Source organism: Amycolatopsis umgeniensis, assembly GCF_014205155.1.
Lineage (GTDB): Bacteria > Actinomycetota > Actinomycetes > Mycobacteriales > Pseudonocardiaceae > Amycolatopsis > Amycolatopsis umgeniensis.
In genome coordinates this window covers 2,952,428-2,977,420 of the sequence record NZ_JACHMX010000001.1, presented here as the reverse complement: position 1 = coordinate 2,977,420, position 24,993 = coordinate 2,952,428, and the positions used below count along the sequence as shown (strand labels likewise).

Below are 24,993 nucleotides of genomic sequence, written 5' to 3'. Positions count from 1 at the left end.
GTAGGCGGCAAGATTGCTCATTACCGCGTTCATCCCTCCAGGAGGCACCTCATGGCAACACCCCCGGCACGGCTCGCCGCCGCCGCGTCGAACGTCGTCGGGAAGGTGCTGCACGGTGGTGTCGCCGATCTCCGCCCGGTTCCGCGCGTCCTGATCGACCAAGGCCCCAACCGTTCGGTGTACCGGCTGACGAACGGCAAGGACCCGGCGTCCGGCCCGCCGGTGCTGCTGGTGCCGCCGCTGGCCGCGCCCGCGTTGTGCTTCGACCTGCGCCGCGGGTGCAGCCTCGCCGAGCATCTGGTCGACGGCGGCCGCAACACCTACCTGGTCGACTACGGGAACGTCGCGTTCTCAGACCGGCGCCTCGGCATCGAGCACTGGATCGACGAGGTGCTCCCGCGGGCGATCCGCAAGGTCAGCGAGGACGCCGGCGGCCGGCCTGTCCACGTCGTCGCCTGGTGCCTCGGCGGGATCTTCTCCCTGCTGACCGCCGCCGATCAGCCCGAACTGCCGATCGAGTCGATCGCGACCATCGCGTCGCCCTTCGACTTCACCGCGATCCCGCTGATCGCCCCGTTCCGTCCGCTGGTGGACCTCACGGGCGGTCATCTGCTGACCCCGATCTACCGCGTGCTCGGCGGCGCACCGTCCTATTTGGTCAGCCGGGTCTTCCGCGCGACCGGGATCAGCAAGGAGATCACCAAACCCCTCGCGATCCTGAAGAATCTCGATGACCGGGACTATCTGGCGCAGATCGAGGCCGTCGACCACTTCATGGACAACATGATCGCCTACCCCGGACGGACGTTCGGCCAGATCTACCACCGGTTCTTCCGCGCCAACGATCTCGCCGAGGGCACTGTCGACCTCAACGGCCGCATCATCGCGCTGTCCGGGGTCAAGGTGCCGACCCTGATCATCGCCGGGCAGAACGACACGATCGCCCCGCGCGCGGCCGTCGAACGGCTCACCGACCTGCTGGACAACTCACCGTCGGTGACCTTCGAGACCGCGCCCGGCGGGCACCTGGGCGTCCTCACCGGCCGGAAGGCGCGCGGGACCACATGGCGCTACCTCGACTGTTTCCTCGACGAACAGGCCGCCTGAGCCTCAGCCGCGGGTTCGCCGTCCTTGCGCTGGGTGGTCATCGCGCTGCGCAGGGATTGGCGTGGCGCGATCATGTCGACCATCTCGGTGATCTGGCGCCAGGCGTCGGTGATCTCCGCGGTGGCGCGGTCGCGTTGCAGGACGATCGTGGACAGCGCCAGCGCCGTCAGCCCGACGGTGGCGTCGAAGGCCTGGACGTGCAGCATGCGGGTGACGAGCTCGTAGGGACCGTAGGGGCCGAGCCCGTTCACGGCGGCGAAGATCGTGAAAGTGCAGACGCACAAGGAACACAGCAGCGCCCCGGCCTGCCGGAAGCGCAACGCGGCCCAGACGAGCACGGGGAAGACCAAGAACAGCTTGGACGTCGTCGTGGACGCGAGGATCGCCGTGCCGATGCCGAGGATCGCGAGCGCCACCGCCTCACCCCAGCGCGCGAGTGAAACTCGCCTCGGCAGGCGGAACCTCGGCGCGAGGAGCAGCAAAGGCGTGATCGTCAGGACGCCCATCGCGTCGCCGGTCCACCACACGAGCGCCGTGGCCCAGAAGTCCGGCGGGCTCAGCGCGTCGCTGAGGACCAGCACGCCGGTGCCCAGCGCGGCGCTGACGGCCGTGCCCCCGATCGCCCCGACCACCACCAGGAGGACGGCGTCGGGAAGCCTGTCGAGCTGGTTGCGGAAACCCAGCCACCGCATCACCGCGTAGGCCAGCATCGGCCCGAGCGTGTTCCCCGCGGAGATCACCATGACCGTGATCAAGGAGGGGCCGAGGGCGATGTTCGTCAGGAGGGCGCCGAAGAAGATCGCCGGCCAGAACCGCGGCCCCAGCAGCATCGGTACCACCAGCGCGACCCCGGCCGCGGGCCACAATGGTGAGATCTGCTCCCGCACGATCGCCCATTGGATCCCGATCTGGCCCGCCGCGAAGTAGCCCACGGTTATGGCGAGAACGATGAGGCACCAGCGTGCGGCAGGGGAGAGCTGTCGAGCGGCGAGTCTCATCGCGACTCCGGCCTTAGCGGGCAAAGGAAGGTTTGAGGGTACCTCTGTCCGGTCGCCACGGCGGTTCACTTGATGGTGTTGTCATTCTGTTGGGAATAAACGAAAAGGGAGCCCGTGCAGCTGCACGGGCCCCCTTCGTGGCACTGGGGTGCTACTTGAGCTCGGCGCTGGTCTTGCCCAGGATCCGGCGAGCCACGATCAGCTGCTGGATCTGTTGCGTGCCCTCGAAGATATCGAGGATCTTCGCGTCCCGGCTCCACTTCTCCAGCAACGATTCCTCGGTGTAGCCCAAGGTTCCGGCCAGCTCGACACACTTCAGCGTGATCTCGACGACCGACCGGCCCGCCTTCGCCTTGGCCATCGAGGCCTGCAGCGAGTTCGGCTTGCGGTTGTCGGCCATCCACGCCGATTCCATGGTCAGCAGGTACGCCGCTTCGTAGTCGGCTTCCAGCTGCAGGAACGTGGCCGCGGCCGCGTGCTGGCTGTGGACGGGCTTGTCGTAGTCGATGGTCACGCCGGCGTCGGTGAGGATCTTCCGGGTCTCCTCCAGCGCCGCGCGGGCGACACCGATGGCCATGGCGGCGACCAGCGGACGGGTGTTGTCGAAGGTCTGCATGACCCCGGCGAAACCCTTGGCGGTGTCGATCTCCGGCGTGCCGAGGAGGTTCTCCTTGGGCACGCGGACGTTCTCGAAGCGCAGCACGGCGGTGTCGGAGGCGCGGATGCCGAGTTTGTGCTCGACGCGCACCACCTCGAAGCCGGGCGTGCCCTTCTCGACGACGAAGGACTTGATCGCCGCGCGGCCCTTCGTCTTGTCCAGAGTGGCCCAGACGACGACGGCGTCGGCGCGTTCGCCCGCGGTCACGAAGATCTTCTCGCCGTTGATCACGTACTCGTCGCCGTCGAGGCGCGCGGTGGCGGTGATCGCGGCCGAGTCCGAGCCGCAGTCCGGTTCGGTGATCGCCATCGCGGCCCACAGCCCGGAGAACTTCTTGAGCTGTTCGTCCGTGGCGACCGAGCCGATGGCGGCGTTCCCGAGGCCCTGACGCGGCATCGACAGCAGCAGTCCGACGTCGCCCCAGCACATCTCGATCGTGCCGAGCACGATGTTCAGGTTGGACCCGTTGCGGTTGCCCGGTTTCTCGTTCTTCTCTGACCGGCGGACGCCCGCCGCGCCCGCACCGCCCTCGCCGGAGGAGTTCAGTCCGTCCAGCAGCGCGGCGAACATGTCGAGTTCGGCCGGATAGGTGTGCTCGGCGCGGTCGTACTTGCGCGAGATCGGCCGGAACACCTCGGCCGCGGCCTGGTACGCCTGGTTGATCAGGGTGCCGGCCTTCTTCGGAACCTCAAGGTTGATCATGATTGCCTTTCGAAAGTCCTAGAGAAGGACGGCGCCTTCCATGACGCCGATCGCCCGGAGGTCGCGGTACCAGCGTTCGACCGGGTGTTCCTTGACGAAGCCGTGCCCGCCGAGTAGCTGCACACCGGCGCTGCCGATCTGCATTCCCTTGTCGGCGGCCAGCTTCCGGGCCAGCGCGACCTCGCGGGCGTACGGTTTGCCCTGTTCTGCGCGAGCGGCGGCGCGGAGCGCGACCAGCCGCAGTCCTTCCAATTCGATGGCGATGTCGGCCACCGAGAACGCGACGGCCTGCCGGTGGCTCACCGGTTCGCCGAACGCCTTGCGCTCGTTGACGTAAGGCACCACGTAGTCGAGGACGGCCTTCGCGGTTCCTGCGGCCAGCGCGGCCCAGCCGAGCCGCGAGAGCCGGACGACCTCGGTGAAGACCTCGGCCTTGCCGCCGCCGAGCAGCGCTCCGGCGGGCAGGGCGACCTTCTCCAGGTGCAGCTTGCCGGTCGCCGCGCCGCGCAGGCCCATCGCCGGTTCGGTCTCGATGGTGACGCCCGAGTTGGACGACTCCACGAGGAACAGCGCCGGACCACGGCCTTCGAGATCGGCCGACACGATGAACAGTTCGGCGTCCGCGGCACGCGGGACCAGTGACTTCACGCCGTCGAGCTGGTAACCCTTCGGCGTGCGGCGGGCCTTGGTGGCCGGCTTGAACGGATCGAACAGCGCCGTCCGCTCCTGTAGCGCGAGCGCCGCGGCCGGGACGTTCTCGCCGACGAACGCGGGCAGGTAGTCCGCCTGCTGCTGCTCGTCGCCGTAGGACACCAGCGCGGTGCTGACCGCTGACGGCGCGAGCACCGTGACGGCCAGTCCGAGGTCGCCGTGCGCGAGGGCCTCGGCGACCAGCGCGTTCGTGACGACCGAACGTTCGGTGCCGATGCCGCCCAGCTCCTCGGGGATGCCGACGAGCGTGATGCCGAGTTCGGCGGCGCGGCTCAGCAGGCCTTCGGGCGCCTGGAGCTTCGCGTCGGCGTCGGCGGCGGCGGGCCGCAGCTGTTCGGCCGCGAACTCCGTCACGGTCTCGACGATGAGCTGCTGGTCCTCGCTCGGGGTGAGGTCGAACAGCCCCGTGTCCTCGGCCGGCGCGAGCCGCGCGGGCTTGCCGAGCTTCTGGGCGGATTTGAACGTCCGTCCCGCCGCGCCCGCGACCCGGAAGCCGTTGCGCGTCCCGGCACTGACCAGGTTCTGCACGGGCTTCCGAAGTCCGGCCCGTTCAATGACCTTGCTCCCGGCCAGCCGGGTGAGCGCGGACAGGCCAAGGCCCATCGCGTCTCGTTTCCTAGGCGCACCCACGGTGAGTCTCCCTGCCTCGCTTACCTACTCGTGAGTAGGTTAACTCCCTTGAGGCCGATGCGCTACCAGGGGGGAGGCGAACGTCACGCTCGTGAGTGATTTGGGTCCGTCGGGGAGGCCGGATTGCTCACGAGGTGAAGGGGTCTTTCCTCGCATCTCACTCGGTGAAGGGCCCCTTCAGCCCAGATCCGGGGTCTCGGTCACCAGTGGTCGCTTCGCCAGCCGGCGCCTCTCGAAGATCACCAATCCCACGGCCGCGAGCGCCACGATGCCGACCAGCACGACCGCGGGCACCAGTTCCAGCAACGGCGTCGCCGCCAGCAGGACGACAGCGAGCACCAGCCGCTGCACGTTCCACGAACCGAGGTTCCGCCGACGCAGCCCGCTCAACGCGATCAGATAGAGCGCGAGCCCGCCGGTGAGCGCCCAGATCGGTGTCCCGTGCAGGCTGTCGGAGAGGCTGTGGTGCTCAGTATCGGACACGTACAGCAGCGACTTCTTCAGCCCCAGTGCCACGAGCACGATCCCGGCGATGAGCGGGAGGTGCAGGAATGTGTAGGTGTCCGTCCCGATCTGCACCCGCTCCACGCCCTCCGCGCGCTTCAGGTTGTGCTCGGAGACGTGCGCGACGACGGCGAAGTACATCCACCACATCGCCGACGCCAGCACCAGCCCGAAGACGGCGGCGAGGGTGATCGGCCAGGACATCGGATACGAGCTGATCCCGATGCCGATCGCCACGATCGACTCGCCGAGCGCGATGATCACGATCAACCCGAACCGCTCGGCGAAGTGACCGGGCTGGTGCAGCCGCCAGTCCGAAGACCGGGTCCGGAAGACGTTGACGTAGTCGGCGAGCAGCGCGACGGCCCAGATGCCGAGCTGGACCCAGCCGGTGAAGAAGGCCGCGACGGTCAGCAGCGCGACGCTCGGCAGCAGTCCGACGAACATCCTCAGGATCACCTTGCGCAGTCCCGGATCGGTCCGGGCGGCGCCGAAGTAGGCGAGCAGGTGCAGCAGCCGCACGATGAAGTAGCAGCCGACGAACATCAGCGGCGCGTACAGGCCGCCGGGCAGGTCGGTGAACGCCTCCGGGATGGTCAGCGAGACGAGGAACATCGTCCCCATCGCGGCGAACATCGCCAGCTGGGCGATGCCCCGGTCGACGTGCAGGGTGTTGGCCAGCCAGGCGTAGGCGCACCAGCACCACCACAGCACGGCGATCGTGGCCACCCCCTGCCCGATGCCGAGCGGGGAGAGGTGGTCGGCCATCAGCTGGGTGGTCTGGGTGATGGCGTAGACGAAGACCAGATCGAAGAAGAGCTCCAGCGGGGAGACCTTGTGGTCTTCGTCCCGGGTCACCAGATGCAAGGGCACGCGCACATCGTGCCCTCGGTGCCTTTGCGGAACACGCGAGTTTACTGAGAGCTGACCTTCAGGACGGCGTGCATCAGCGTCGTCAGCTCGGCCTCGATGTTCGGGCGGCCGTTGACCCGGCGGGTGCGCGCGAGGTCGTTCGCGATGGTCAGCGCCGCGTGCACGGTGATCTTCACTTCGCGCAGGCTCAGTTCCGGGCGGACTTCCGAAGCCAGCGCGATCCAGCGCGCGACGTAGTCCCGCTGGACCCGGATCAGGTCCGCCTTGTCGCGTTCCGGCAGCTCCATGGGGCTGCCGGAGAACGACACCAGCAGCTCGGGCGTGTGCAGCAGGGTGTGCACATAGGACGCCGCCAGCCTGCGCAGCGCGTCACGCTCGTCGTCGGTCCGCAGCGCGCGTTCCGCGGCGAGCGCCAGCCTGTCGGCCGCGCGGTGCCCGATCGCCACCATCAGCGCGGCCTTGCTGGGGAAGTGCCGGTACACGCTGGGCCCGGCGATCCCGGCCGCCGCGCCGATCTCCTCCATGCTCACCGCGCGGAAGCCGCGCTGTCCGAAAAGCTCTGTCGCGGCCGCGAGGATCTGCTCGCGGCGGGACGGCTCGCCGAGCGCGATCGACGGCGTCTCGTCCGGCAACTCCGCGGGCTCGGGCAGTGTGACATGCAGCACCGACTCCGCCAGCTGCACCAGGATCTGCGCGAAGCGTTTCTTCGCCACGGACGTGTGATGGACGGACACGCTCCCGAAGACGCTCAGCCCCGCCCAGCACAGCAGCTCGGCGTCGTCGGCGGTCAGTTCGGGACGAACCGCGAGCAGTGCCTTGGACCACGCCGCGAGCACCGCGCCCGAACGGCGGCGGATCTCCCGGCGGCCGTCCCGGGGCAGATGCCTGCCCTCCCAGCGCCACAGCGCGGCGACCTCCCGCCGCTCCACGGCTTGTGCGGCGAGAGTGTCCAACAGGGCGTTGACCTGGGCGGGAACGGGAAGGTCGACGTCGGCGAGCGCTTCGGTGGTGGCCGTCTCCATGTCGTCGATGCCGGACAACACGACGTAGGACAGCACCGCCTGCTTGTCCGCGAAATGCCGGTACAGGGCGGGGCCGGTGATACCCGCCGCGGCGGCGATGTCGTTGATGCCGACGCCGTGGAACCCGCGGGCGCGGAACAGCTCCGCGGCGAGGCCTGCCAGCTGGGCCTTGCGGTCGCGCGGTCGGGCTGAACGCTCTGTCGGGTGATCCATAGGTGAACACACGATAGCGCCGGTTGCGTGCATCGCAACCCATTGACACCATGGGGTTATCGCGGTTTATGTTAATGACCATTAGCATGGCTACTGGCCGGTACGATCCGTCCTGATACAGCGCCGTACGCGGAGGAGTTTTTCTGTGAGTAGCGAGGCCTACATCTACGAGGCGATCCGTACGCCTCGCGGCAAGAACAAGGGCGGTGCCCTCCACGGCACCAAGCCGGTCGATCTGGTGGTCGGCCTCATCGAGGAACTGAAGGTCCGGCACCCGAACCTCGACCCCGCCGTGATCGACGACATCGTCCTCGGCGTGGTGTCCCCGGTCGGCGAGCAGGGCGCCGTGATCGCGCGCACCGCCGCGCTGAACGCGGGTCTTCCCGAGACCGTCGCGGGCGTACAGCTGAACCGCTTCTGCGCCTCCGGCCTCGAAGCCACCAACACCGCCGCGCAGAAGGTGCGCTCGGGCTGGGATCAGCTGATCATCGCCGGCGGCGTCGAGTCGATGTCGCGCGTGCCGATGGGCTCCGACGGCGGCGCGCTGTTCATGGACCCGGCCACCGCGTACGACAACTACATCGTCCCGCAGGGCACCGGCGCCGACCTGATCGCGACCATCGAGGGCTTCTCCCGCGAGGACGTCGACGCGTGGGCCGTCCGTTCGCAGGAGAAGGCCGAAGCGGCCTGGTCCGGCGGCTACTTCGCGAAGTCCGTCGTCCCGGTGAAGGACATCAACGGCGTCACGATCCTCGACCACGACGAGCACCGTCGCCCCGGCAGCACCGTCGAGGGCCTCGGCAAGCTCAAGCCCGCCTTCGCCGGCATCGGCGAGCTGGGCGGCTTCGACGCTGTCGCGCTGCAGAAGTACCACTCGGTCGAGCGCATCAACCACGTCCACACCGGCGGCAACTCGTCCGGCATCGTGGACGGCGCCGCGGTGGTGCTGGTCGGCAACGAGCAGATCGGCAAGGACTTCGGCCTGACCCCGCGTGCCCGCATCGTGGCCACCGCGACCGTCGGCTCCGAGCCCACGATCATGCTCACCGGCCCGACCCCGGCCACCGAGAAGGTCCTCAAGATCGCCGGCCTCACCCCGGACGACATCGACCTGTGGGAGCTGAACGAGGCCTTCGCTTCGGTCGTCCTCAAGTGGATCAAGGACCTGCACCTCGACGAGGAGAAGGTCAACGTCAACGGCGGCGCCATCGCGATGGGGCACCCGCTGGGCGCCACCGGCGCGATGCTGGTCGGCACCGTCGTCGACGAGCTGGAGCGTCGTCAGGCGCGCCGCGCCCTGGTCACCCTGTGCATCGGCGGCGGCATGGGCGTCGCGACCATCATCGAGCGGGTCTGAGGAAGAGACAATGACTGAAGCGAAGACCATCCGCTGGGAGCAGGACGCCGACGGCATCGTCGTGCTCACCCTGGACGACCCGAAGCAGTCCGCCAACACGATGAACGCCGACTTCCGCGAGTCGCTCGGCGTGGTCGTGGACCGCCTGGAGGCGGAGAAGGACGGCATCACCGGTGTCGTCCTCACCTCGGCCAAGAAGACCTTCTTCGCCGGTGGCGACCTCAACGACCTGATCAAGGCCAAGCCGGAGAACGCGGCCGAGATCACCGAGAGCAGCGCCCTGATGAAGGGCCAGATGCGACGGCTCGAGCAGCTGGGCAAGCCGGTCGTGGCCGCCATCAACGGCGCCGCGCTCGGTGGCGGCCTCGAAATCGCGCTCGCGACGCACCACCGCATCGCGGCCGACGTCAAGGGCAGCCAGATCGGTCTCCCCGAGGTCACCCTCGGCCTGCTCCCCGGCGGCGGTGGCGTGGTCCGCACCGTTCGCCTGCTGGGCATCCAGAGCGCGCTGCTGAACGTGCTGCTGCAGGGCCAGCGGCACCGTCCGGCGAAGGCCAAGGAACTCGGCCTCGTGCACGAGCTCGTCGGCACCGTCGAGGAACTGGTCCCGGCCGCGAAGGCGTGGATCAAGGCCAACCCCGAGGGCGGCGTGCAGCCGTGGGACGTCAAGGGCTACAAGATCCCGGGCGGCACCCCGTCGAACCCGAGCTTCGCGGCGAACCTGCCCGCGTTCCCGGCGAACCTGCGCAAGCAGATCAAGGGCGCCAACATGCCTGCCCCGCGGGCGATCCTGGCCGCGGCCATCGAGGGTTCGACAGTCGACTTCGACACCGCGATCACCGTCGAGACGCGCTACTTCATCAGCCTCGCGACCGGCCAGGTCTCGAAGAACATGACGAAGGCGTTCTTCTTCGACCTGCAGAGCATCAACTCCGGCGGCTCGCGACCGGACGGCTTCGAGAAGTACACGGCCAAGAAGGTCGGCGTCGTCGGCGCGGGCATGATGGGCGCCGCGATCGCGTACGTCTCGGCGAAGGCCGGTATCGACGTCGTGCTCAAGGACGTCACCCTCGAAGGCGCCGAAAAGGGCAAGGGCTACGCGGTCAAGCTCGAGGAGAAGGCTCTCTCCCGTGGCAAGACCACGCAGGAGAAGTCCGACGCGCTGCTCGCCAAGATCAAGCCGACCGACAAGGCGGAGGACTTCGCCGGCGTCGACTTCGTGATCGAGGCCGTCTTCGAGAGCGTCGAGCTGAAGCACAAGGTCTTCAAGGAGATCGAGGGCTTCGTCAACCCGGACGCCGTGCTGGGCTCGAACACCTCCACGCTGCCGATCACCTCGCTCGCCGAGGGCGTCCAGCGCACCGAGGACTTCATCGGGATCCACTTCTTCTCGCCGGTGGACAAGATGCCGCTGGTCGAGATCATCTGCGGTGAGAAGACTTCGCCCGCCACGCTGGCGAAGGTCTTCGACTACACGCTGCAGATCAAGAAGACCCCGATCGTCGTCAACGACAGCCGCGGCTTCTTCACCTCGCGCGTCATCGGCACGTTCATCAACGAGGCCGTCGCCGCGCTGGGCGAGGGTGTCGAGCCCGCGTCGATCGAGCAGGCCGGTTCGCAGGCCGGGTACCCGGCCCCGCCGCTGCAGCTGATGGACGAGCTGACCCTGACGCTGCCGCGCAAGATCCGCAAGGAGACGCGCGAAGCGATCGAGGCGGCAGGCGGCACCTGGAACGGGCACGCGTCCGAGGGTGTCATCGACCGGATGGTCGAGGAGTTCGACCGCAAGGGCCGCTCCACCGGCTCGGGCTTCTACGACTACGACGAGGCAGGCAAGCGGACCGGTCTCTGGCCGGGCCTGCGCGACGCGTTCAAGTCGGGCAGCGCCGAGGTTCCCTTCGAGGACCTCAAGGAGCGCATGCTGTTCGCCGAGGCGCTCGAGACCGTGAAGTGCTTCGACGAGGGTGTGCTCACCACCATCGCCGACGCCAACATCGGCTCGATCTTCGGCATCGGCTTCCCGGCGTGGACCGGCGGTGTCATCCAGTACATCAACCAGTACGAGGGTGGTCTGCAGGGCTTCGTCGACCGTTCGCGCCAGCTGGCCGAGCGCTACGGTGACCACTTCACCCCGCCCGCTTCGCTGGTCGAGAAGGCCGCGAAGGGTGAGATCTACGAGTAAGCCACTTCCCGGCCAGGCATGACACGAAGGGGCCGTTCAGGACAGACATCGTCCTGAACGGCCCCTTCTGTGCGGCAAAGGGGTGGCGCGTTCGCAGCCTGTTGCCTTGCCGTATTTCTCCCGCTATCGTGACCGAATCGGTGGGGGCCGGCCGACTGGGGGTTGGAGTAATGATTTCTTTGGCTTGAAGTCCGTCTATTCTCCCGCTGATGCACGTCAAATTCACTGGAACTGGGGAAGGTGGTATTTGTCATGCTCGAATTGGTTCAGAAACTCGGTGATCGGTTACTGGGCAAAGTGGTGCCCGAAGTGCCGGCGGCGGCGCACGAATTCTGTGGGTGCTGGCCCGACGAGGCCGGGCGCAGGTGGCATTTCTACAAGGACTGCGTGAGCTGCCTCTGCTACCAGGTCAGCACCCGCTGCTGAGAAGTGCCGGAAGACGGCGGCTTCGGCCGCCGTCTTCCCTTTCCAGGGGTGGGGAGAACGCATGTACTTGTCGATCGCTTGCGCCGCCGCGCTGACTCTCGTGTTCGGTATCTCCGCCGCCGGCAAATTCGGCGGCGAAAGATTTCGTTCCTTTGTGGCGTCCGCGGGGCCACTGGGACTGATTCCGCGCGCGCGACGCGCCATTGTCGCGAGAATGGTCGTCGCGGTCGAATTCGTCATCGTGGGGGTGCTGATCACCGGTTCGGCGGGCCGGTGGTGGAGTGCCCTCTTCCCGGCATTCACCGGTGCGGCGGCGCTTCTCGCGGTGTTCACCGCGGCGATCACGCTGTCGCTGTCGCGCGGCGAACGCGCGCCGTGTCATTGCTTCGGCAGGAGCGCGATGCCACTCGGCGTACCCCAGGTGGTGCGCAACGTCCTGTTGCTGGGTATCGCGCTGATCGGCTCGGTGGCTTCCCTCGTCGAATCACCGCACGGCGCTCTTCCGGGAACGGCCGTCGCGCTTTGCGCCGGTCTCGTCGTCGGCTTCGTCGCCGTGCGCTCCGACGACATCGTGGAACTTTTCCGGGACGTCCCGGAACTCGTCAAGGAGTAGGTATGGGGATCCTGATCGCCGTTCTCGTTCTGGTCGGCGCTCTGCTCGTGCTCGATCTGGTGCTGACGTTCGGGGTGATCAAGAGGCTGCGCACCCACTCCGAGCTGATCGGCAAGGCGCTCGAGAACCGCGTTCCCGCGGGGCCGGTCATGGTGGCCGAAGGGAACCGGGTCGCGGACTTCACCGCGCGGACCATCGACGGTGCCGAAGTATCGCGGTCCGGCTTCACCGAACAGACGCTCGCGGGGTTCTTCGCCGTCGAGTGCGATACGTGTATCGAGAAGCTTCCTGACTTCGTCGAGCACGCGAAAGATCATCCCCGGGAGCACGTTCTCGCCGTGGTCCAAGGAGACGCCGACGGCGCGGCCGAGTTCGTCGCCAGGCTGGCACCGGTGGCCCGTGTCGTCGTCGAGCCGGTCGGGGGCGTGGTCAGCAAGGCCTTCGAGGTACGCGGAACGCCCGTGGTGGCGATGCTCGGTCCCGGTGGGCGGGTCGTGGCCGCCGGCTTCCAGCCGGAAGTGCTGCCGCGCCTGGCGGTCAGGTGAGCTCTCCTGGCCCGCGGTCGGCCGTCGTCGCGCTGGGTGTCGCCTGGGCCGCCGCGCCGCTGATCCTGCTGGGCAGTCTCGCGATCAGCGTGCTGACGGGTGTCCTGCCGGTGATCGTCGCGTGGTTGACCAAGCTCGTTCTCGACCGGGTGGTCGCGGCCGAGGTCCGGCTGGACGAGCTGACCTTGCTCGCCGTGGGTCTCGCTGTCGCGGGAGTGTCGGTCGCGCTGCTCGGCGAGGCCGGGCGGTACCTGTCGGGTGAGCTCACCCGCCGGGTCACCCTGCTCACCAGGGACCGGCTGTATCTCGCGACAGGACGGCTGGCCGGCCTCGCCCGCCTCGAACAGCCCGCCTACCGTGACCGGTTGCACCTGGCCCAGCAGCACAGCTACTCCGGTCCCGGCGTGATCCTGGATTCGTTCGTCGGCGGCGTCCAGGCCGTGCTGACCACGGTCGGGTTCCTGGTGTCGCTGGCGGCGGTCAGCCTCCCGGTCACCGCGGTCGTGATGGTCGCCGCGGTCCCGACGCTCATCGCGGAACTGAAACTGAGCAAGCGCCGTGCGCAGGTGCTGACCGGTCTCAGCCCCACCGAACGGCGTGAGTTCTTCTACATGCAGTTGATGACCGGCCTCGACGCCGCCAAGGAGATCCGGTTGCTCGGGCTCGGCAAGCTGTTCCGGGGCCGGATGCTGGCCGAGCTCGGCAAGGCCAACACGCAACGACGCCGTACCGATCTTCGTGAGTTGCGCGTCCAGGGGTTGCTGGGCGCGCTCAGCGCCGTCGTCGCCGGTACCGGGCTGGTCTGGGCGGTGCTGGCCGCGGGCCGAGGTCAGCTGACCGTCGGTGACATAGCTGTCTTCACCGCGGCCGTCGCGGGCGTGCAGGGTTCACTCGCCAATCTGATCGGCCGGATCGGTGCGGCGCACAACGCCCTGCTGTTGTTCGAGCACTACCGCACCGTGACGACGGAAGGCTCCGATCTCCCCGTTCCGCCGGAGCCGGGAAAGGTTTCGCCGCTGCGGCATGGGATCGAGTTCCGCGATGTCTGGTTCCGCTACGGCCCAGGGCATCCGTGGGTGCTGCGCGGGGTGAACCTCTTCATCCCTTGTGGAGAGTCGATGGCGCTGGTCGGGCACAACGGGGCGGGGAAGAGCACGATGGTGAAACTGTTGTGCCGGTTCTACGACCCGACCCGCGGAGCCGTGCTCTGGGACGGTGCCGACCTGCGCGATCTGCCGGTCGACGAACTGAGACGCAGACTCGGCGCGGTGTTCCAGGATTTCATGACCTACGAGATGAGCGCGGCGGAGAACATCGCGCTCGGTGACGTCGACGGCGCGGACGAACTGGGCCCTGTCGACGAGCGGCTCACAGCCGCGGCCGAGCGAGCGGGAATCCACGACACGCTCGCGAATCTGCCTCGCGGTTACCGGACACTTCTTTCCCGGAGTTTCGTCAGCGAGGAGGACAAGGACGATCCGGAAACCGGTGTCCTGCTCTCAGGCGGGCAATGGCAGCGGGTCGCGCTCGCGCGGGCGTTCCTGCGGGACCAGCGGGATCTGCTCATCCTGGACGAGCCCACGTCGGGGCTCGACGCCGAGGCCGAACACGAGATCCACACTTCGCTCGCCGAGCATCGAGCCGGCCGCACGAGTGTGCTCATCTCCCATCGGCTCGGATCCGTACGGGCGGCCGACCGGATCGCCGTGCTCGTCGACGGCCGGGTCGCGGAGCTGGGCACCCACGACGAACTGGTGTCGCTGGACGGCACCTATTCGCGGCTCTTCCGGCTGCAGGCCAACGGATACGTTCAGGAAGTCTCGTGAAGATCCTGGCCCTGCTGGCTTCGGCGGCTTCCGGTCTGCTGGTGCTGCGCTGGGCTAAGCGGCGTTGGGCGGTGATCGCCGTGACGGGTTCCAGCATGACGCCGACGTTCCACGAGGGCGACAGGATACTGGCGCGGCAACGCCCCCAAGCCATCGCGGTGGGGGACGTCGTCGTGCTCGAGAATCCCGGTTCGGGTCCGCTGCCGGTGCGCTGGACCGTCAAACGGGTGGTCGCGGTCGGCGGGGACACGGTCCCCGAGGAAGCGGCGGGCCGTGTCGCGGCCGGTGCGGTCGTGCCGCCACGGCATCTGGTGGTGCTGGGCGACAACCGGGCGCTCAGCGCGGATTCGCGGCATCACGGGTACTTTCCCGAGGACCGGGTCTTCGGCCTGGCGCTTCGCCGTCTCGGCTGAGTACCGGGAAAGGCCCGTTACTGCGGGCCTTTCCCAGCGTCCGGGGTCAGCGGGACGACGGTTCCAGTGCCACGTGCGGCAGTCGCCGGTCCAGCCATCGTGGCAGCCACCAGGCACGTTCCCCGAGCAGGCGCATCACCGCGGGCACCACGAGACAGCGGATCACGAACGCGTCCACCAGCACCGCCACCGCCAGCCCGAGTCCGAACTGCGCCAGCATCCGATCGGGATTGAGCAGGAACGCGCCGAACACCAGGATCATGATCACCGCCGCGGCCGTGATCACCCCTCCGGTGGAGGCGAGTCCTTCGCGGACGGCGTGCCGTGCGTCGCCGGTGCGCCGCCATTCCTCGTGCATCCTGGACACCAGGAACACCTCGTAGTCCATGGAAAGCCCGAAGACGATCGCGAAGATCAGCACCGGAACGAACGCTTCGATCGGTCCCGGCTGCACGCCGAACAGGCCGTCGCCGAACACCGCCGTCATCACGCCGAGCGCGGCGCCGATGCTCAGCAAGTTCAGCAGGGCCGCCTTGAGCGGGATGAGAATCGACCGGAAGACCACCATCAGCAGCAACGCCGATAACCCGACGACCACCAGCACGAACAGCGGCAACCGGTCGCCGACGGCGTCCGCGAAGTCCACCGCCGCCGCGACACTCCCGCCGACCAGGTAGTTCCCGGGCAGACCCGGCAACACCTCGGTCCGCAGCCGCTCCACGAGCTCGGCGGTCGCTTCGTCCTGCGGGGAAGACGTGGGGAAGGCGAGGACCGTCGTGACGCCTTGTCCCCTCGGCGGCGTCACCTTGGCGATTCCCGGTGTGGTTTCGAGTTTCCGTTGCAGCGCGACGCCATCACCGTTCTCGGTGACCACGATCAGCGGCTCGCTGAAGCCCGGCCCGAAGCCCTCGGCCATCAGGTCGTACGCCTGCCGGGTGGTCGACGTTTCCGGAGCCGTGCCCGCGTCGGCGAATCCGAGGCGCATGCCGAGCGCGGGCAGCGACAGTCCGATGAGGACGAGCAGGCCGATCGCCAGCGGGACCAGCGGCCGCCGCTGCACGGCGTCGCCGAGTTTGCCCCAGGCCTTGCCGTGTTCCCGTTTCTCCGCGTGCTTGCGGATGCCCTTTTCCAGGCGGCGGCCGAAAAGCGACAGCAGGGCGGGCAGCAGGGTGACCGACGCGATCATCGTCACCAGGACGGTCAACGCCACCGCGAGAGCGACACCGCGCAGGGAGCCGAGACCGAGCGCGAGCAGGCCGAGCAGCGCGATGATCACCGTTCCACCGGCGAAAAGGACTGAGCGCCCGGCGGTGTCGAGGGCGCGCCGCACCGCTTGTTCGCGGTCGAGACCGCTCAGTATTTCGCTGCGGTAGCGATTGAAGATGAGCAGCGCGTAGTCCACGCCGACGCCGAACCCGACCAGCATCATCAGCGGTGCCGTGTAGCTGGCGATGTCGACGAACCTGCTGACGAGCACGATCACGCCGAGCGTGCTGCCGACGGCGAAGATCGCCGCGATCACCGGGAGACCGGCGGCGAGTATCGAGCGGAACAGGAAGACGAGGACCACCAGCGCGGCCAGCATTCCGACGCCCTCCGACGGCCCACCGCTCTCGCTGGTCCGCTCGATCGGTTCACCGCCGAGTTCGACCCGGAGCCCGGCCGATTCGGCCTTCTTCGCGGTGTCGACGACACGCACGATGTCGTCGTAGGGCAGATCCTTCGACTCGAGGTCGAAAGCCAGTGCGGCATAACCGATCGTGCCCTCGCGGGAAACCGCGGACGGGTCGTCGAACGGACTGGTCACCGCTTTCACATGTGGCTGTGAACGGACTTCGGCGAGCATCTCCTCGATCGGCCCGCGCGCGGTCGCGAGTCCGCTTTCGGTCTTGAAGACGATCTCGGCGGTCGCGCCGGTCTGCGCGGGAGCCTGTGCTTCGAACAGTTCCATGATCCGCTGCGATTCGGTGCCCGGCAGGGAATGGTCGTCGTGGTAGGCGCTGCCCGCCACCTGCGAGCCCAGGGTGACGCCGAGAAGAGTGAGCAGCCAGAGCGAAACGGCGAGCCAGCGGTGGCGCTGTGACCAGCCTGCCAGCCTCGAAAGGCCGCCCCCAGGCCGCCTTTCGGAGAGCGTGATGGTGTCCATGGCGGAAAGCATCGGCTTTTCCCGCCCGCGTTTCGTCGGGCTCCGGCGGGCACTCCGGCCGCAACTTCTGGGTACCCCTAAGGCGTTTCCCGTACTACCGGAGTTGTGGTCACGGGGTCAACCAGCGAGGGGTGACCATGCCCGATTCGTAGGCGAGCACGACGAGTTGCGCGCGATCGCGGACGCCCACCTTGGTCATGATCCGGCTGACGTGTGTCTTCGCCGTGGCGGGGCTGAGCACGAGTTCCTTCGCGATCTCGTCATTGGACAGACCGGCCGCGACCAGGCTCATCACCTCGCGTTCGCGTTCGGTGAGCCGGTTCAGCACCGGCGAAGGCCCCGGCCGCGCCACCCGGCCCGCGAATTCGGAGATCAGACGGCGGGTGATCGACGGCGCGAGCAGCGCGTCGCCCCGTGCGACCACCCGGACGCCGTGGATCAGTTCCTCCGGTTCGGTGTCCTTGACCAGGAATCCGCTGGCGCCGGCGCGCAGGGCACCGTAGACGTCCTCGTCGAGGTCGAAGGTGGTGAGGATGACGACCTTGACCCCGGTCAGCGCCGGGTCTCCGAGCAGATGCCGGGTCGCGGTGAGTCCGTCCATCACCGGCATGCGGATGTCCATCAGGACCACGTCCGGCTGGTGTTCATGCGCGGCTTCGAGGGACTCCCGCCCGTCCGCCGCCTCGGCGACGACCGTGATGTCGGCCTCGCCGTCCAAAATGGACTTGAACCCGGCGCGGACCAGCCGCTGGTCGTCGACGAGCAGGACCCGGATCATCGCGCCGCCCGCAAGGGAAGCCGGGCACGCACACGGAAGCCGCCGTTCTCGCGCGCGGCCGCGGCGAATTCGCCGCCGAGCGCTTCGGCTCGTTCGGCCATCCCGCGGATCCCGTTGCCGGGCTTCGCGGCGCCTCCCCGGCCGTCGTCGTCGATCTGCACGGACACATCATGGTCGGTGTAGCCGATCCGGACCACGACGGTGCCCGCCGCGGCGTGCCGAGCGACGTTGGTCAGCGCCTCCTGGACGACCCGGAAAGCGGCGTGTTCGACGGCGGGTGGCAGCTCCCTCGCCGTGCCGTCGATTTCGGTCCGGACGATCAGTCCGTGCGCGCCCGCCGACTCGGCCAGCTCGGCGACCCTGGCCAGGCTCGGCGTATCCGCCTGCCGCAGCATGCCCAGGGTGGCGCGGAGTTCGCGCAACGCGTCCTTGCTGGTCTGTTTGATCGTGGCCAGTGCCTCCTCGGATTTCGCCGGATCCTTGCCGTGCAGCGCGGCGCCGGCCTGGACGTTGATGAGCGCGAGGTTGTGCCCGAGGACGTCGTGCAGTTCGCGCGCGATCCGGAGGCGTTCGTCGGTGGCCCTTCGTTGTGCTTCCGACTCCTTGGTGCGCTCGGCTTCGCGGCGGTAGTACGTCACGGCTCCGACCGCGACCAGTGCGATGAACCAGCCCGCCATCAGCAGGAACGCGAAGTTGTCCACCTGCCGAGCGGCGCCGCCCCGTGCCTCGCCGACCGCGACACCGCCCATCGCGGCCGCCGCGACGATCGCCGCGCTGCGGATCCGCCCTGTCGAGGCGTTGTTGTACAGCGCGAAGGCGAAGGCGAGCAGCACGAACCCGTCGGGATCCGTGTACGGGTAGTAGAGCGCGCAGCACACCGCGGTGAAGATCGTGACGGGAAGCGGGTGCCTGCGGCGCAGGAACAGGGCGGCACAGGCGAGCACCGCGCAGACCCAGCCGAGGACCGCGTTGCGCGGCGGTTCCGCGCTCGCGCCGAGCGAGACCGCGACGGAACTCGCGATCACCGCCACGGTGATCGCGATGTCCGCCGAGTACCGCCGCAGGATCGCCACACCACGAGAGTAGCGCGATCCGGCGCAATTGACAAAATAGATTTTTACGTTCAAACTGATTTTCGTGATGAAGGATGTGGCGTACCTGGAGCGGCTCGATCAGGCGGAGGCGTTGCTGAAGCCCCAGCGCGTGGACGTCCTGCGGCAACTGGCGGAGCCGCGGTCCTGTACCGAGGTGGCGGCGGTGCTGGATCAGACGCCGCAACGGGTCTATTACCACGTGAAACGCCTGGTGGAAGCCGGTCTCGTGACGCAGGTTTCCGAACGCAGGGTGCGCGGCATCAACGAGGGCGTGTACCAGGCGAGCGCGCGTTCGTACTGGCTGTCGCCAGGGCTGGTCGGCCGGATCGGCCCGCGGGCGGCGCGGGACGAGCTGAGCCTCGGCTACCTGGTGGACCTCACGGAAGAGGTCCAGGCGGACATCGCGGCGCTCGACAGGGCCGCGCCGGAACTGCCGTCGATCGGTGTCTCCGGAGAGATCCGGGTGGAGCCGGAGCGCCGCCAGGAGTTCCTCGACGAACTGAAGACGACTTTGCAGGATCTGTTCACCCGCTACGGCGGAGCGGAAGGCGACGCCTTCAAACTCGCCGTGGCCTGTTACCCGAAAGGAGAGGCTCGTGACTGAACCGGCGAGCTTCCAGGTGCGTGTGCGCGCGCCGATCGACGACGTCTGGCACGCGCTGATCGACCCCGGAGCGCTGCGTATCTGGCTTTCCGAGTACGCGGAAGTCGACCTGCCGTCCCGCTACGAATTCTGGGGCCGCTACACGCCGGACGGCGCCGTCCCACGTCAGCGGCTGTTGACGGCCGAAGACCACGTCCTGCGGTTCGCCTGGACCGTCGACGGTACGGAGACGGTCGTCGAACTCGAGCTGGCGGAAGACGGAGACGGGACCTCTTTGTCGTACAGCCAGACCGGCCTGCCGGACTTCGCCGCGCTGATGGCGGATTCGGACTCGCCGCTCGGCATGATGCACACGTTCTGGGCGCTGGCGGTCGCGAACCTCGTCGATCACGTGGAGGGGCGCCCGATCACCGCCCGCTGCGACCTCACTTCCCCGGTGATGCGGGAAGAAGTGCGCATCGACGCGGCACGACCGGAGGTCTACCGCTCGATCACCGATCCCGCCGCGTTCACGCGCTGGTTCGGCGCGCGGATCGAGGCCGAGATGCGCGTCGGCGGACGCTGGGCGATGGGCTCGCTGGAGCAGGATCCGGAACCGGCGAAGATCGTCGATCTGGTGCCAGACGGGAGGATGACGCTCGCGTACGAGGAAGGCATCGTGACTTCCTGGGAACTCGAGGACTCCGGCGGTGGCACGAAACTGACGTTCGTCCAAAGTGGATTCTCTGACGGGAAGCCGCCGTATGGCTCCTGGATGGGCTGGCTCAGCGGCTTGGCCGAGCTGCGCCGGTTCCACGAGGTCGACATGTGGCTCCCGATCTGGGTCGACGTCCACCTGGACGGAATGCCCGAAGGACTCATCGCGCTGGACGGGAAGTAGGAGGATCCGATGTTGCTCGAAGGCAGGAACGCGATCGTCTACGGGGCAGCTGGCGGGATCGGCTCCGCGGTGGCCCACGGCTTCGCCAGGGAGGGCGCGACAGTCCACCTCACCGGCCGCACACTGAAGAAACTCGACGCACTGGCCGAAGAAATCCGTTACGCGGGCGGGAAGGCCGAGACGGCGGAGTTCGACGCACTCGACGAAGCGGCCATCGACGAGCACGCCGCTTCGGTGGTCTCCTCGGCGGGCAGTGTCGACATCTCGATGAACGTGATCACGCATGAGGACGTCCAGGGCACTCCGCTGGTCGAGATGTCGTTGGCGGACTTCGAAAGCCCGGTGCGGACGGCGGTGCGGACGAACTTCCTGACAGCGCGGGCGGCCGCCCGGCACATGATCGGGCAGGGGTCCGGGGTGATCCTGATGTTCGGCGGCGACGGAGATCCGTTGCCGGGGTACCACCTCGGCGGCCTGCAGGTCGCGTTCAGCGCGATGGAGGCGTTGCGACGAGGGCTGGCGTGCGAACTCGGACCGCATGGCATCCGGGTGGTCACCCTCCGCACCGGCGGAATCCCGGAAACGATCCCGGCGGGCGCCGGACTCGACGACGCCATCCGCGACATGGTCGAGGCGACGATGCTCAAGCGGACGGCGTCTTTGGAAGATGTCGCCCGTGTCGCCGCCTTCGCCGCCTCGGACCACGCGCGCAGCATGACGGCGACGGCGTTGAACATCAGTTGCGGCACGATGGTCGACTGACCTTCCCTCGGCGGTAACACCGGCGAACGATCTCCCGACTACGCGGCACCACCACGTGCCGGGGAGGCCGCTATGCCGAAGAGAACCGTGAAACTGGGGATGGCACTGGCGATCGGACTGCTGATCGCCGGGGGCTGCGGTGTGGAGACCGTGCCCACCGGGCGGGTCACGCCGCAAAGCAGCCCGGTGTCGACGTCGGCCACGCCGACCAGCAGCTGGACGCCACCACCCTCGACCACGGCGACACCGAGCCCGACACCGGCACCTCAGCAGTTCGTGCCACCGGCCACGACCGCGGTCGAGGTGCCGAAGCAGGTCGAGCCGCCACCGTCGAAAACACGTCCGAAGACGACACCCACGGCGAAGGCGCCGAATCTCGCGGAATGCGGGAGCGACTACTACCGCAACACCGACGGCCTCTGCGTCCACCGGCCGGCGACCGGACCCGGCGCGGCCGACGGCGCGACCGCCCTCTGCAAGGACGGTTCCTATAGCTACAGCCAGAATCGCCGCGGAACCTGCTCCGGGCACGGTGGGGTCCGCACCTGGTTGTGATCCTGTCGGTCAACCATTCACCTCGGAAGGGAGTGCTGTGTAAGGTCGGATCATGGGACGCACATGGTGAAACCGGCCGGCCGGGCACCTTCGCCCCGGGTCTTCGTCGTCGTGCTCGCCACCTGTGGCCTGGTGGCCTCGTTCATGCAGACGCTCGTCGTCCCGCTGATCCCGTCGTTTCCCCGGCTGCTCAACGCGACCCCGTCCGACGCGTCGTGGGTGGTGACGGTGACCCTGGTCGCCGGAGCCGTGGTGATGCCGGTGAGCGGACGGCTCGGCGATCTCTACGGCAAACGCCGGTTGTTGCTGATCAGCCTGGGTTTCCTGGTCGCCGGTTCGGTGGTCTCCGCGCTGACCAGTTCGCTGGCGCTGATGGTCCTCGGCCGTGGGTTGCAGGGCTGTGCGATGGGCGCGATCCCGCTGGGGATCAGCATCATGCGCGACGAACTCGCGCCCGAACGCGTCGGCGCGGCGATCTCGGTGATGAGTTCGACGCTCGGCGTCGGCGGCGCCATCGGGCTCCCCGTATCGGCGCTGGTCGCGCAGAACGCCGACTGGCACGTCCTCTTCTGGGCGTCGGCGGGCCTCGGGCTCGTCTGCGGACTGCTGATCCTGTTCGTGGTGCCGGAGTCACCGGTGAAGACACCCGCGCCCTTCGACTACCTCGGCGCCCTGGGGCTGACAGCCGGACTGGTCTGCTTGCTGCTGCCGATCGTCAAGGGCGGCGAATGGGGCTGGGGCAGCGGCCGCACGCTCGGTTTCGCCGGAACCGCGGTGGCGATCCTGCTGATCTGGGGCACCTACCAGCTGCGGCGCCGCGACCCGCTCGTGGACCTGCGGGTCTCCGCGCGTCGCCCCGTGCTGTTCACCAACCTCGCATCGATCATGATCGGGTTCGCGCTCTACTCGATGGCGCTGTCGTTCCCGCAGTTGCTGCAAGCACCCGCGTCGACCGGCTACGGCCTCGGGTTGACGATGGTGCAAGCCGGGCTCTGCCTGGCCCCGAACGGCCTGGTCATGTTCATGCTGTCGCCGGTCTCGGCCCGGCTCATCGAGCGCTACGGTCCGCGCACGACGCTGATGACCGGCGCCGTCACCATCGCGACGGGATACCTCTTCGCGACCGTGTTGATGGACAACGCTTTCGAGCTGATCACGGCGTCGATCATCATCGGCGGCGGCGTCGGCATCGCTTACGCGGCCATGCCCGCGCTGATCATGGGTTCGGTCCCGGTCACCGAAACCGCGTCCGCGAACGGGCTGAACTCGCTGATGCGCTCTGTCGGCACCTCGACGTCCAGCGCGGTGATGGCGACCATGCTCGCGTCGCTGGCGATCACCGTCGGCGGGGTTTCGGTTCCCTCGGCGACCGGGTTCCGGCTGAGCTTCGTGGTCGCCGCCGGTGCGGCACTCCTGGGCCTCGCCCTGACAGCCTTCGTTCCCAAACAACGCCAGCCCGAACCGCTGGTCGCTTCAGTCCACTAGTGCGCTGAGGATGCGGCGGGCGGAAATCCTTAACGTCCCGCTGTAGGGCAGTCGGCTTTCTCGGCTGTTTCCGAGGTTCAGGTATTCCCGAAGCGAAGGGGCTTGTTCTCTCCAGCCGATTGGCTTCGCCAACTATTGCTCGTGCGCACGTGAACGGTATCGGTGAGACGCGGAAGGCAAGGTTGCCTGTCTAGGCTGCTTATTTGCTTGCCCGGACGTGGAGCCGATGCTCCTGAGACGCGCGGCCGTCTGAGCCAGTTTCCCGGCAAGGCTTCGCTCGATCGAGTGAATCGAGTTGGGATTCGCGTCCGGCCTCTTGCGGCACAGGCATGGGGAGCCGTCGTCCGTGGGGGGCGTCGGGAAACGGTCATGACCAGCGCGGGTCGGCGCGATCGCCCTCTTGTCCGTTAGCTCGAGTGCGTGTCGAGTGGTTGCCCGAGGTGTGCTCGAGTGCATCGATCCGTGTTTGACAGGCGAACTCCAGTGCAGCACGATATCGCAATCCGATCGAGAAGCAGGGTGTTGTGCTCGCTCCAAAAATGATCACGGGAATTCGTCGAAGTGCTTTTCACTTCACAACTGTGGTGCCGCTCAGTTGGGTTGTAGAGCATCATATTTCGGGCCTTGCTCTTGAGGAGGCCATGCGGGAGATGGAGGAGGGGCTCAGTGTCGAGCCGCGCGCGGCGAAACTGGCCCCGCTGCGAGGAAGAATGCAGCGCCCCTTTCAAAAGAAGGCCCTGGAGAAACGTAGTGTGGCCGGTGAGTCCACTCTCGTCGAGAGGTACATCGCCACGGCGAAAATGAAGAACACTCAGGGCCCTCTGCGTGCCTATCTGCTTGACCAGTTCGCGCCCAGTCCGGAAGAGGCGTTCGGTGTCCTTCCGGGATTCGTGTCCGTGTGGCCCGAGCCGATGCTGGAGCTTGCCGACCCGGTCACCATCCAAGGTCTGCGAAGCCCATGGTACACCTACGACTACGGGAGCTTGGGGCGTGGAGCCTTGGCCGACGGCGAGTGTCGTCACCTTGCCGCCCTTATCATCAACGCCGATCAGAGCGTGTCCGCCGCTTTGAAGGACCGGCTGCTCAACCAGCCGGTCACCGTCGAGGTTTACCACGGCATAAGCGAAGAACAAGCCGCGCAGATGTTCGTCGATCTCAATTACGAGGGTACTCGGGTCGACACCATCACGAAGGCGAACATCGATCCGCGAAACAAGTGGATCGCCGCGGCGAAGAAGATCTTCGACGAGCTCGGAATCAAGTACGCGACCACGGGCAGGCAGTTGACCGGAACCCACCAGAATCTGGGGGAGTGGATCCTGCTCACGCATGCGGAGCAGATGGTCAAGGCCATCGTTCTCGGCCCGAACAAAGCGCTGCTCAAGTCGAAGCGAGCCGAATCCTGGGACGGAGTCGACTTCGAACGACTGCATGAGGCGGGTGTTACCTGGTTCCGCGAGATCTTCGACCACTTCGGTGGGCACGAGGTGCTTGTCGACAAGTCGCGCGTGGTCAGGACGATCGCTGTCAGGGTCGCGCTGGCCAGTCTGGGGTCGGCGTTCTATCGCAACGACGAAGCCGCCATCGACGCGGCGCGGACCACCCTGAAGGAAGTCAACTGGGTCGTATCCGAGGCGTGGCAGGGGATCGGCGGCAAAGTCACCGTCAAGGACGGCGTCGCCACCATGTCGGCGGGCTCAGGCAAGGAATCGATCACACGGGCTGTCCAAGCGGTCACCAAGCCGGAAACGAAGGCCGGCGAGGCGGTCCGTGGCAAGCTCAAGGGCGTCGACTAGCCCGCTTCCCGGCACGTATTCACTTCTTGACTTCATTGTCCGTCGTTGTGGCGACACCCCTTGGGGAGAGGCCTTCCCGGTCAGGCAGCGGACTCGAATGACCCAGCCCAGGG

Annotated in this window: 22 protein-coding genes; 14 read left to right on the top strand and 8 right to left on the bottom strand. The window is 67.7% G+C overall.

Annotation, left to right across the window (positions count from 1 at the left end):
* Positions 1-51: 51 nt before the first annotated feature.
* Complete coding sequence (locus HDA45_RS13575) at positions 52-1,107, top strand: alpha/beta fold hydrolase (RefSeq protein ID WP_184895232.1); 1,056 nt, start codon at positions 52-54, stop codon at positions 1,105-1,107.
* Here HDA45_RS13575 and HDA45_RS13570 read toward each other — a convergent pair.
* The 5 genes from HDA45_RS13570 to HDA45_RS13550 all read right to left on the bottom strand — a co-directional run bounded on the left by HDA45_RS13570 (position 1,071) and on the right by HDA45_RS13550 (position 7,418).
* Positions 1,071-2,105 (bottom strand): MASE1 domain-containing protein, encoded by a 1,035-nt coding sequence (locus tag HDA45_RS13570; RefSeq protein WP_184895230.1) that lies wholly within the window; start codon positions 2,103-2,105, stop codon positions 1,071-1,073. The genes HDA45_RS13575 and HDA45_RS13570 overlap by 37 nt on opposite strands.
* Positions 2,106-2,256: 151 nt before the next feature.
* Positions 2,257-3,465, bottom strand: a complete 1,209-nt coding sequence (locus HDA45_RS13565; RefSeq protein WP_007033833.1) for an acyl-CoA dehydrogenase family protein — start codon at positions 3,463-3,465, stop codon at positions 2,257-2,259.
* An 18-nt stretch (positions 3,466-3,483) separates the two neighbouring features.
* Positions 3,484-4,779 carry an acyl-CoA dehydrogenase family protein gene (locus tag HDA45_RS13560; protein ID WP_184895227.1) on the bottom strand — a complete coding sequence of 432 codons (1,296 nt, stop codon included), beginning with the start codon at positions 4,777-4,779 and terminating at the stop codon, positions 3,484-3,486.
* A 204-nt stretch (positions 4,780-4,983) separates the two neighbouring features.
* Positions 4,984-6,189, bottom strand: a complete 1,206-nt coding sequence (locus HDA45_RS13555) for a low temperature requirement protein A (RefSeq protein WP_184895225.1) — start codon at positions 6,187-6,189, stop codon at positions 4,984-4,986.
* Between the two features lie 35 nt (positions 6,190-6,224).
* Entirely contained in the window at positions 6,225-7,418 is a 1,194-nt protein-coding gene (locus tag HDA45_RS13550; protein ID WP_184895223.1) for a TetR/AcrR family transcriptional regulator, read from the bottom strand.
* 145 nt (positions 7,419-7,563) lie between these two features.
* Here HDA45_RS13550 and HDA45_RS13545 point away from each other — a divergent pair, with 145 nt between their 5' ends.
* The 7 genes from HDA45_RS13545 (at position 7,564) to HDA45_RS13515 (ending at position 14,780) form a co-directional block, all read left to right on the top strand.
* Positions 7,564-8,775 (top strand): acetyl-CoA C-acetyltransferase, encoded by a 1,212-nt coding sequence (locus HDA45_RS13545; RefSeq protein WP_184895221.1) that lies wholly within the window; start codon positions 7,564-7,566, stop codon positions 8,773-8,775.
* Between the two features lie 10 nt (positions 8,776-8,785).
* On the top strand, positions 8,786-10,957 hold the full coding sequence (locus tag HDA45_RS13540) for a 3-hydroxyacyl-CoA dehydrogenase NAD-binding domain-containing protein (protein ID WP_184895219.1): 2,172 nt from the start codon (positions 8,786-8,788) through the stop codon (positions 10,955-10,957).
* 252 nt (positions 10,958-11,209) lie between these two features.
* Entirely contained in the window at positions 11,210-11,383 is a 174-nt protein-coding gene (locus tag HDA45_RS13535; RefSeq protein WP_158255732.1) for a hypothetical protein, read from the top strand.
* A gap of 61 nt (positions 11,384-11,444) precedes the next feature.
* Positions 11,445-11,996: a MauE/DoxX family redox-associated membrane protein gene (locus HDA45_RS13530; protein ID WP_184895217.1), complete on the top strand. Its 552-nt coding sequence runs from the start codon at positions 11,445-11,447 to the stop codon at positions 11,994-11,996.
* 2 nt (positions 11,997-11,998) lie between these two features.
* Positions 11,999-12,541 (top strand): TlpA family protein disulfide reductase, encoded by a 543-nt coding sequence (locus HDA45_RS13525; RefSeq protein ID WP_184895215.1) that lies wholly within the window; start codon positions 11,999-12,001, stop codon positions 12,539-12,541.
* The gene (locus tag HDA45_RS13520; protein ID WP_184895213.1) at positions 12,538-14,367 is read left to right on the top strand and encodes an ATP-binding cassette domain-containing protein; all 1,830 of its coding nucleotides are present in this window, start codon (positions 12,538-12,540) and stop codon (positions 14,365-14,367) included. Before HDA45_RS13525 ends, HDA45_RS13520 begins: the two co-directional genes overlap by 4 nt.
* On the top strand, positions 14,364-14,780 hold the full coding sequence (locus HDA45_RS13515; RefSeq protein WP_184895211.1) for a S26 family signal peptidase: 417 nt from the start codon (positions 14,364-14,366) through the stop codon (positions 14,778-14,780). The genes HDA45_RS13520 and HDA45_RS13515 overlap by 4 nt, the downstream gene beginning before the upstream one ends.
* A 46-nt stretch (positions 14,781-14,826) precedes the next feature.
* Here HDA45_RS13515 and HDA45_RS13510 read toward each other — a convergent pair whose 3' ends face one another.
* From HDA45_RS13510 to HDA45_RS13500, 3 genes are all read right to left on the bottom strand, one after another.
* Positions 14,827-16,926, bottom strand: coding sequence for an MMPL family transporter (locus HDA45_RS13510; RefSeq protein ID WP_246480703.1), 2,100 nt, complete (start codon positions 16,924-16,926; stop codon positions 14,827-14,829).
* Between the two features lie 109 nt (positions 16,927-17,035).
* Positions 17,036-17,704: a response regulator gene (locus HDA45_RS13505; RefSeq protein WP_184895207.1), complete on the bottom strand. Its 669-nt coding sequence runs from the start codon at positions 17,702-17,704 to the stop codon at positions 17,036-17,038.
* A complete protein-coding gene (locus HDA45_RS13500; RefSeq protein ID WP_184895205.1) occupies positions 17,701-18,777 on the bottom strand; it encodes a histidine kinase in 1,077 nt (358 codons plus the stop codon). The genes HDA45_RS13505 and HDA45_RS13500 overlap by 4 nt, the downstream gene beginning before the upstream one ends.
* A 67-nt stretch (positions 18,778-18,844) precedes the next feature.
* Between HDA45_RS13500 and HDA45_RS13495 the strand changes: the two genes are divergently transcribed.
* From HDA45_RS13495 to HDA45_RS13470, 6 genes are all read left to right on the top strand, one after another.
* Positions 18,845-19,402 carry an ArsR/SmtB family transcription factor gene (locus HDA45_RS13495; protein WP_184905599.1) on the top strand — a complete coding sequence of 186 codons (558 nt, stop codon included), beginning with the start codon at positions 18,845-18,847 and terminating at the stop codon, positions 19,400-19,402.
* Positions 19,395-20,282: an SRPBCC domain-containing protein gene (locus HDA45_RS13490; RefSeq protein WP_184895203.1), complete on the top strand. Its 888-nt coding sequence runs from the start codon at positions 19,395-19,397 to the stop codon at positions 20,280-20,282. Before HDA45_RS13495 ends, HDA45_RS13490 begins: the two co-directional genes overlap by 8 nt.
* Before the next feature lie 9 nt (positions 20,283-20,291).
* Positions 20,292-21,044, top strand: a complete 753-nt coding sequence (locus tag HDA45_RS13485; protein WP_184895195.1) for an SDR family NAD(P)-dependent oxidoreductase — start codon at positions 20,292-20,294, stop codon at positions 21,042-21,044.
* A gap of 72 nt (positions 21,045-21,116) precedes the next feature.
* Positions 21,117-21,599, top strand: coding sequence for a DUF3761 domain-containing protein (locus tag HDA45_RS13480; RefSeq protein ID WP_246480701.1), 483 nt, complete (start codon positions 21,117-21,119; stop codon positions 21,597-21,599).
* A 63-nt stretch (positions 21,600-21,662) separates the two neighbouring features.
* Positions 21,663-23,084, top strand: coding sequence for an MFS transporter (locus tag HDA45_RS13475; RefSeq protein ID WP_184895193.1), 1,422 nt, complete (start codon positions 21,663-21,665; stop codon positions 23,082-23,084).
* A gap of 641 nt (positions 23,085-23,725) precedes the next feature.
* Positions 23,726-24,880 carry a ParB N-terminal domain-containing protein gene (locus HDA45_RS13470; RefSeq protein ID WP_184895192.1) on the top strand — a complete coding sequence of 385 codons (1,155 nt, stop codon included), beginning with the start codon at positions 23,726-23,728 and terminating at the stop codon, positions 24,878-24,880.
* Positions 24,881-24,993: the final 113 nt, after the last annotated feature.

What these genes read in the sequence shown, in the direction of transcription:
- HDA45_RS13570 (WP_184895230.1), bottom strand. Translation starts at nt 2,105, where the DNA reads ATGAGACTCGCCGCTCGACAGCTCTCCCCTGCCGCACGCTGGTGCCTC.
- HDA45_RS13485 (WP_184895195.1), top strand. Translation starts at nt 20,292, where the DNA reads ATGTTGCTCGAAGGCAGGAACGCGATCGTCTACGGGGCAGCTGGCGGG.
- HDA45_RS13480 (WP_246480701.1), top strand. Translation starts at nt 21,117, where the DNA reads ATGCCGAAGAGAACCGTGAAACTGGGGATGGCACTGGCGATCGGACTG.
- HDA45_RS13525 (WP_184895215.1), top strand. Translation starts at nt 11,999, where the DNA reads ATGGGGATCCTGATCGCCGTTCTCGTTCTGGTCGGCGCTCTGCTCGTG.
- HDA45_RS13530 (WP_184895217.1), top strand. Translation starts at nt 11,445, where the DNA reads ATGTACTTGTCGATCGCTTGCGCCGCCGCGCTGACTCTCGTGTTCGGT.
- HDA45_RS13550 (WP_184895223.1), bottom strand. Translation starts at nt 7,418, where the DNA reads ATGGATCACCCGACAGAGCGTTCAGCCCGACCGCGCGACCGCAAGGCC.
- HDA45_RS13505 (WP_184895207.1), bottom strand. Translation starts at nt 17,704, where the DNA reads ATGATCCGGGTCCTGCTCGTCGACGACCAGCGGCTGGTCCGCGCCGGG.
- HDA45_RS13575 (WP_184895232.1), top strand. Translation starts at nt 52, where the DNA reads ATGGCAACACCCCCGGCACGGCTCGCCGCCGCCGCGTCGAACGTCGTC.
- HDA45_RS13510 (WP_246480703.1), bottom strand. Translation starts at nt 16,926, where the DNA reads ATGGACACCATCACGCTCTCCGAAAGGCGGCCTGGGGGCGGCCTTTCG.
- HDA45_RS13475 (WP_184895193.1), top strand. Translation starts at nt 21,663, where the DNA reads ATGGTGAAACCGGCCGGCCGGGCACCTTCGCCCCGGGTCTTCGTCGTC.
- HDA45_RS13535 (WP_158255732.1), top strand. Translation starts at nt 11,210, where the DNA reads ATGCTCGAATTGGTTCAGAAACTCGGTGATCGGTTACTGGGCAAAGTG.
- HDA45_RS13540 (WP_184895219.1), top strand. Translation starts at nt 8,786, where the DNA reads ATGACTGAAGCGAAGACCATCCGCTGGGAGCAGGACGCCGACGGCATC.
- HDA45_RS13470 (WP_184895192.1), top strand. Translation starts at nt 23,726, where the DNA reads ATGCGGGAGATGGAGGAGGGGCTCAGTGTCGAGCCGCGCGCGGCGAAA.
- HDA45_RS13565 (WP_007033833.1), bottom strand. Translation starts at nt 3,465, where the DNA reads ATGATCAACCTTGAGGTTCCGAAGAAGGCCGGCACCCTGATCAACCAG.
- HDA45_RS13560 (WP_184895227.1), bottom strand. Translation starts at nt 4,779, where the DNA reads ATGGGCCTTGGCCTGTCCGCGCTCACCCGGCTGGCCGGGAGCAAGGTC.
- HDA45_RS13495 (WP_184905599.1), top strand. Translation starts at nt 18,845, where the DNA reads ATGAAGGATGTGGCGTACCTGGAGCGGCTCGATCAGGCGGAGGCGTTG.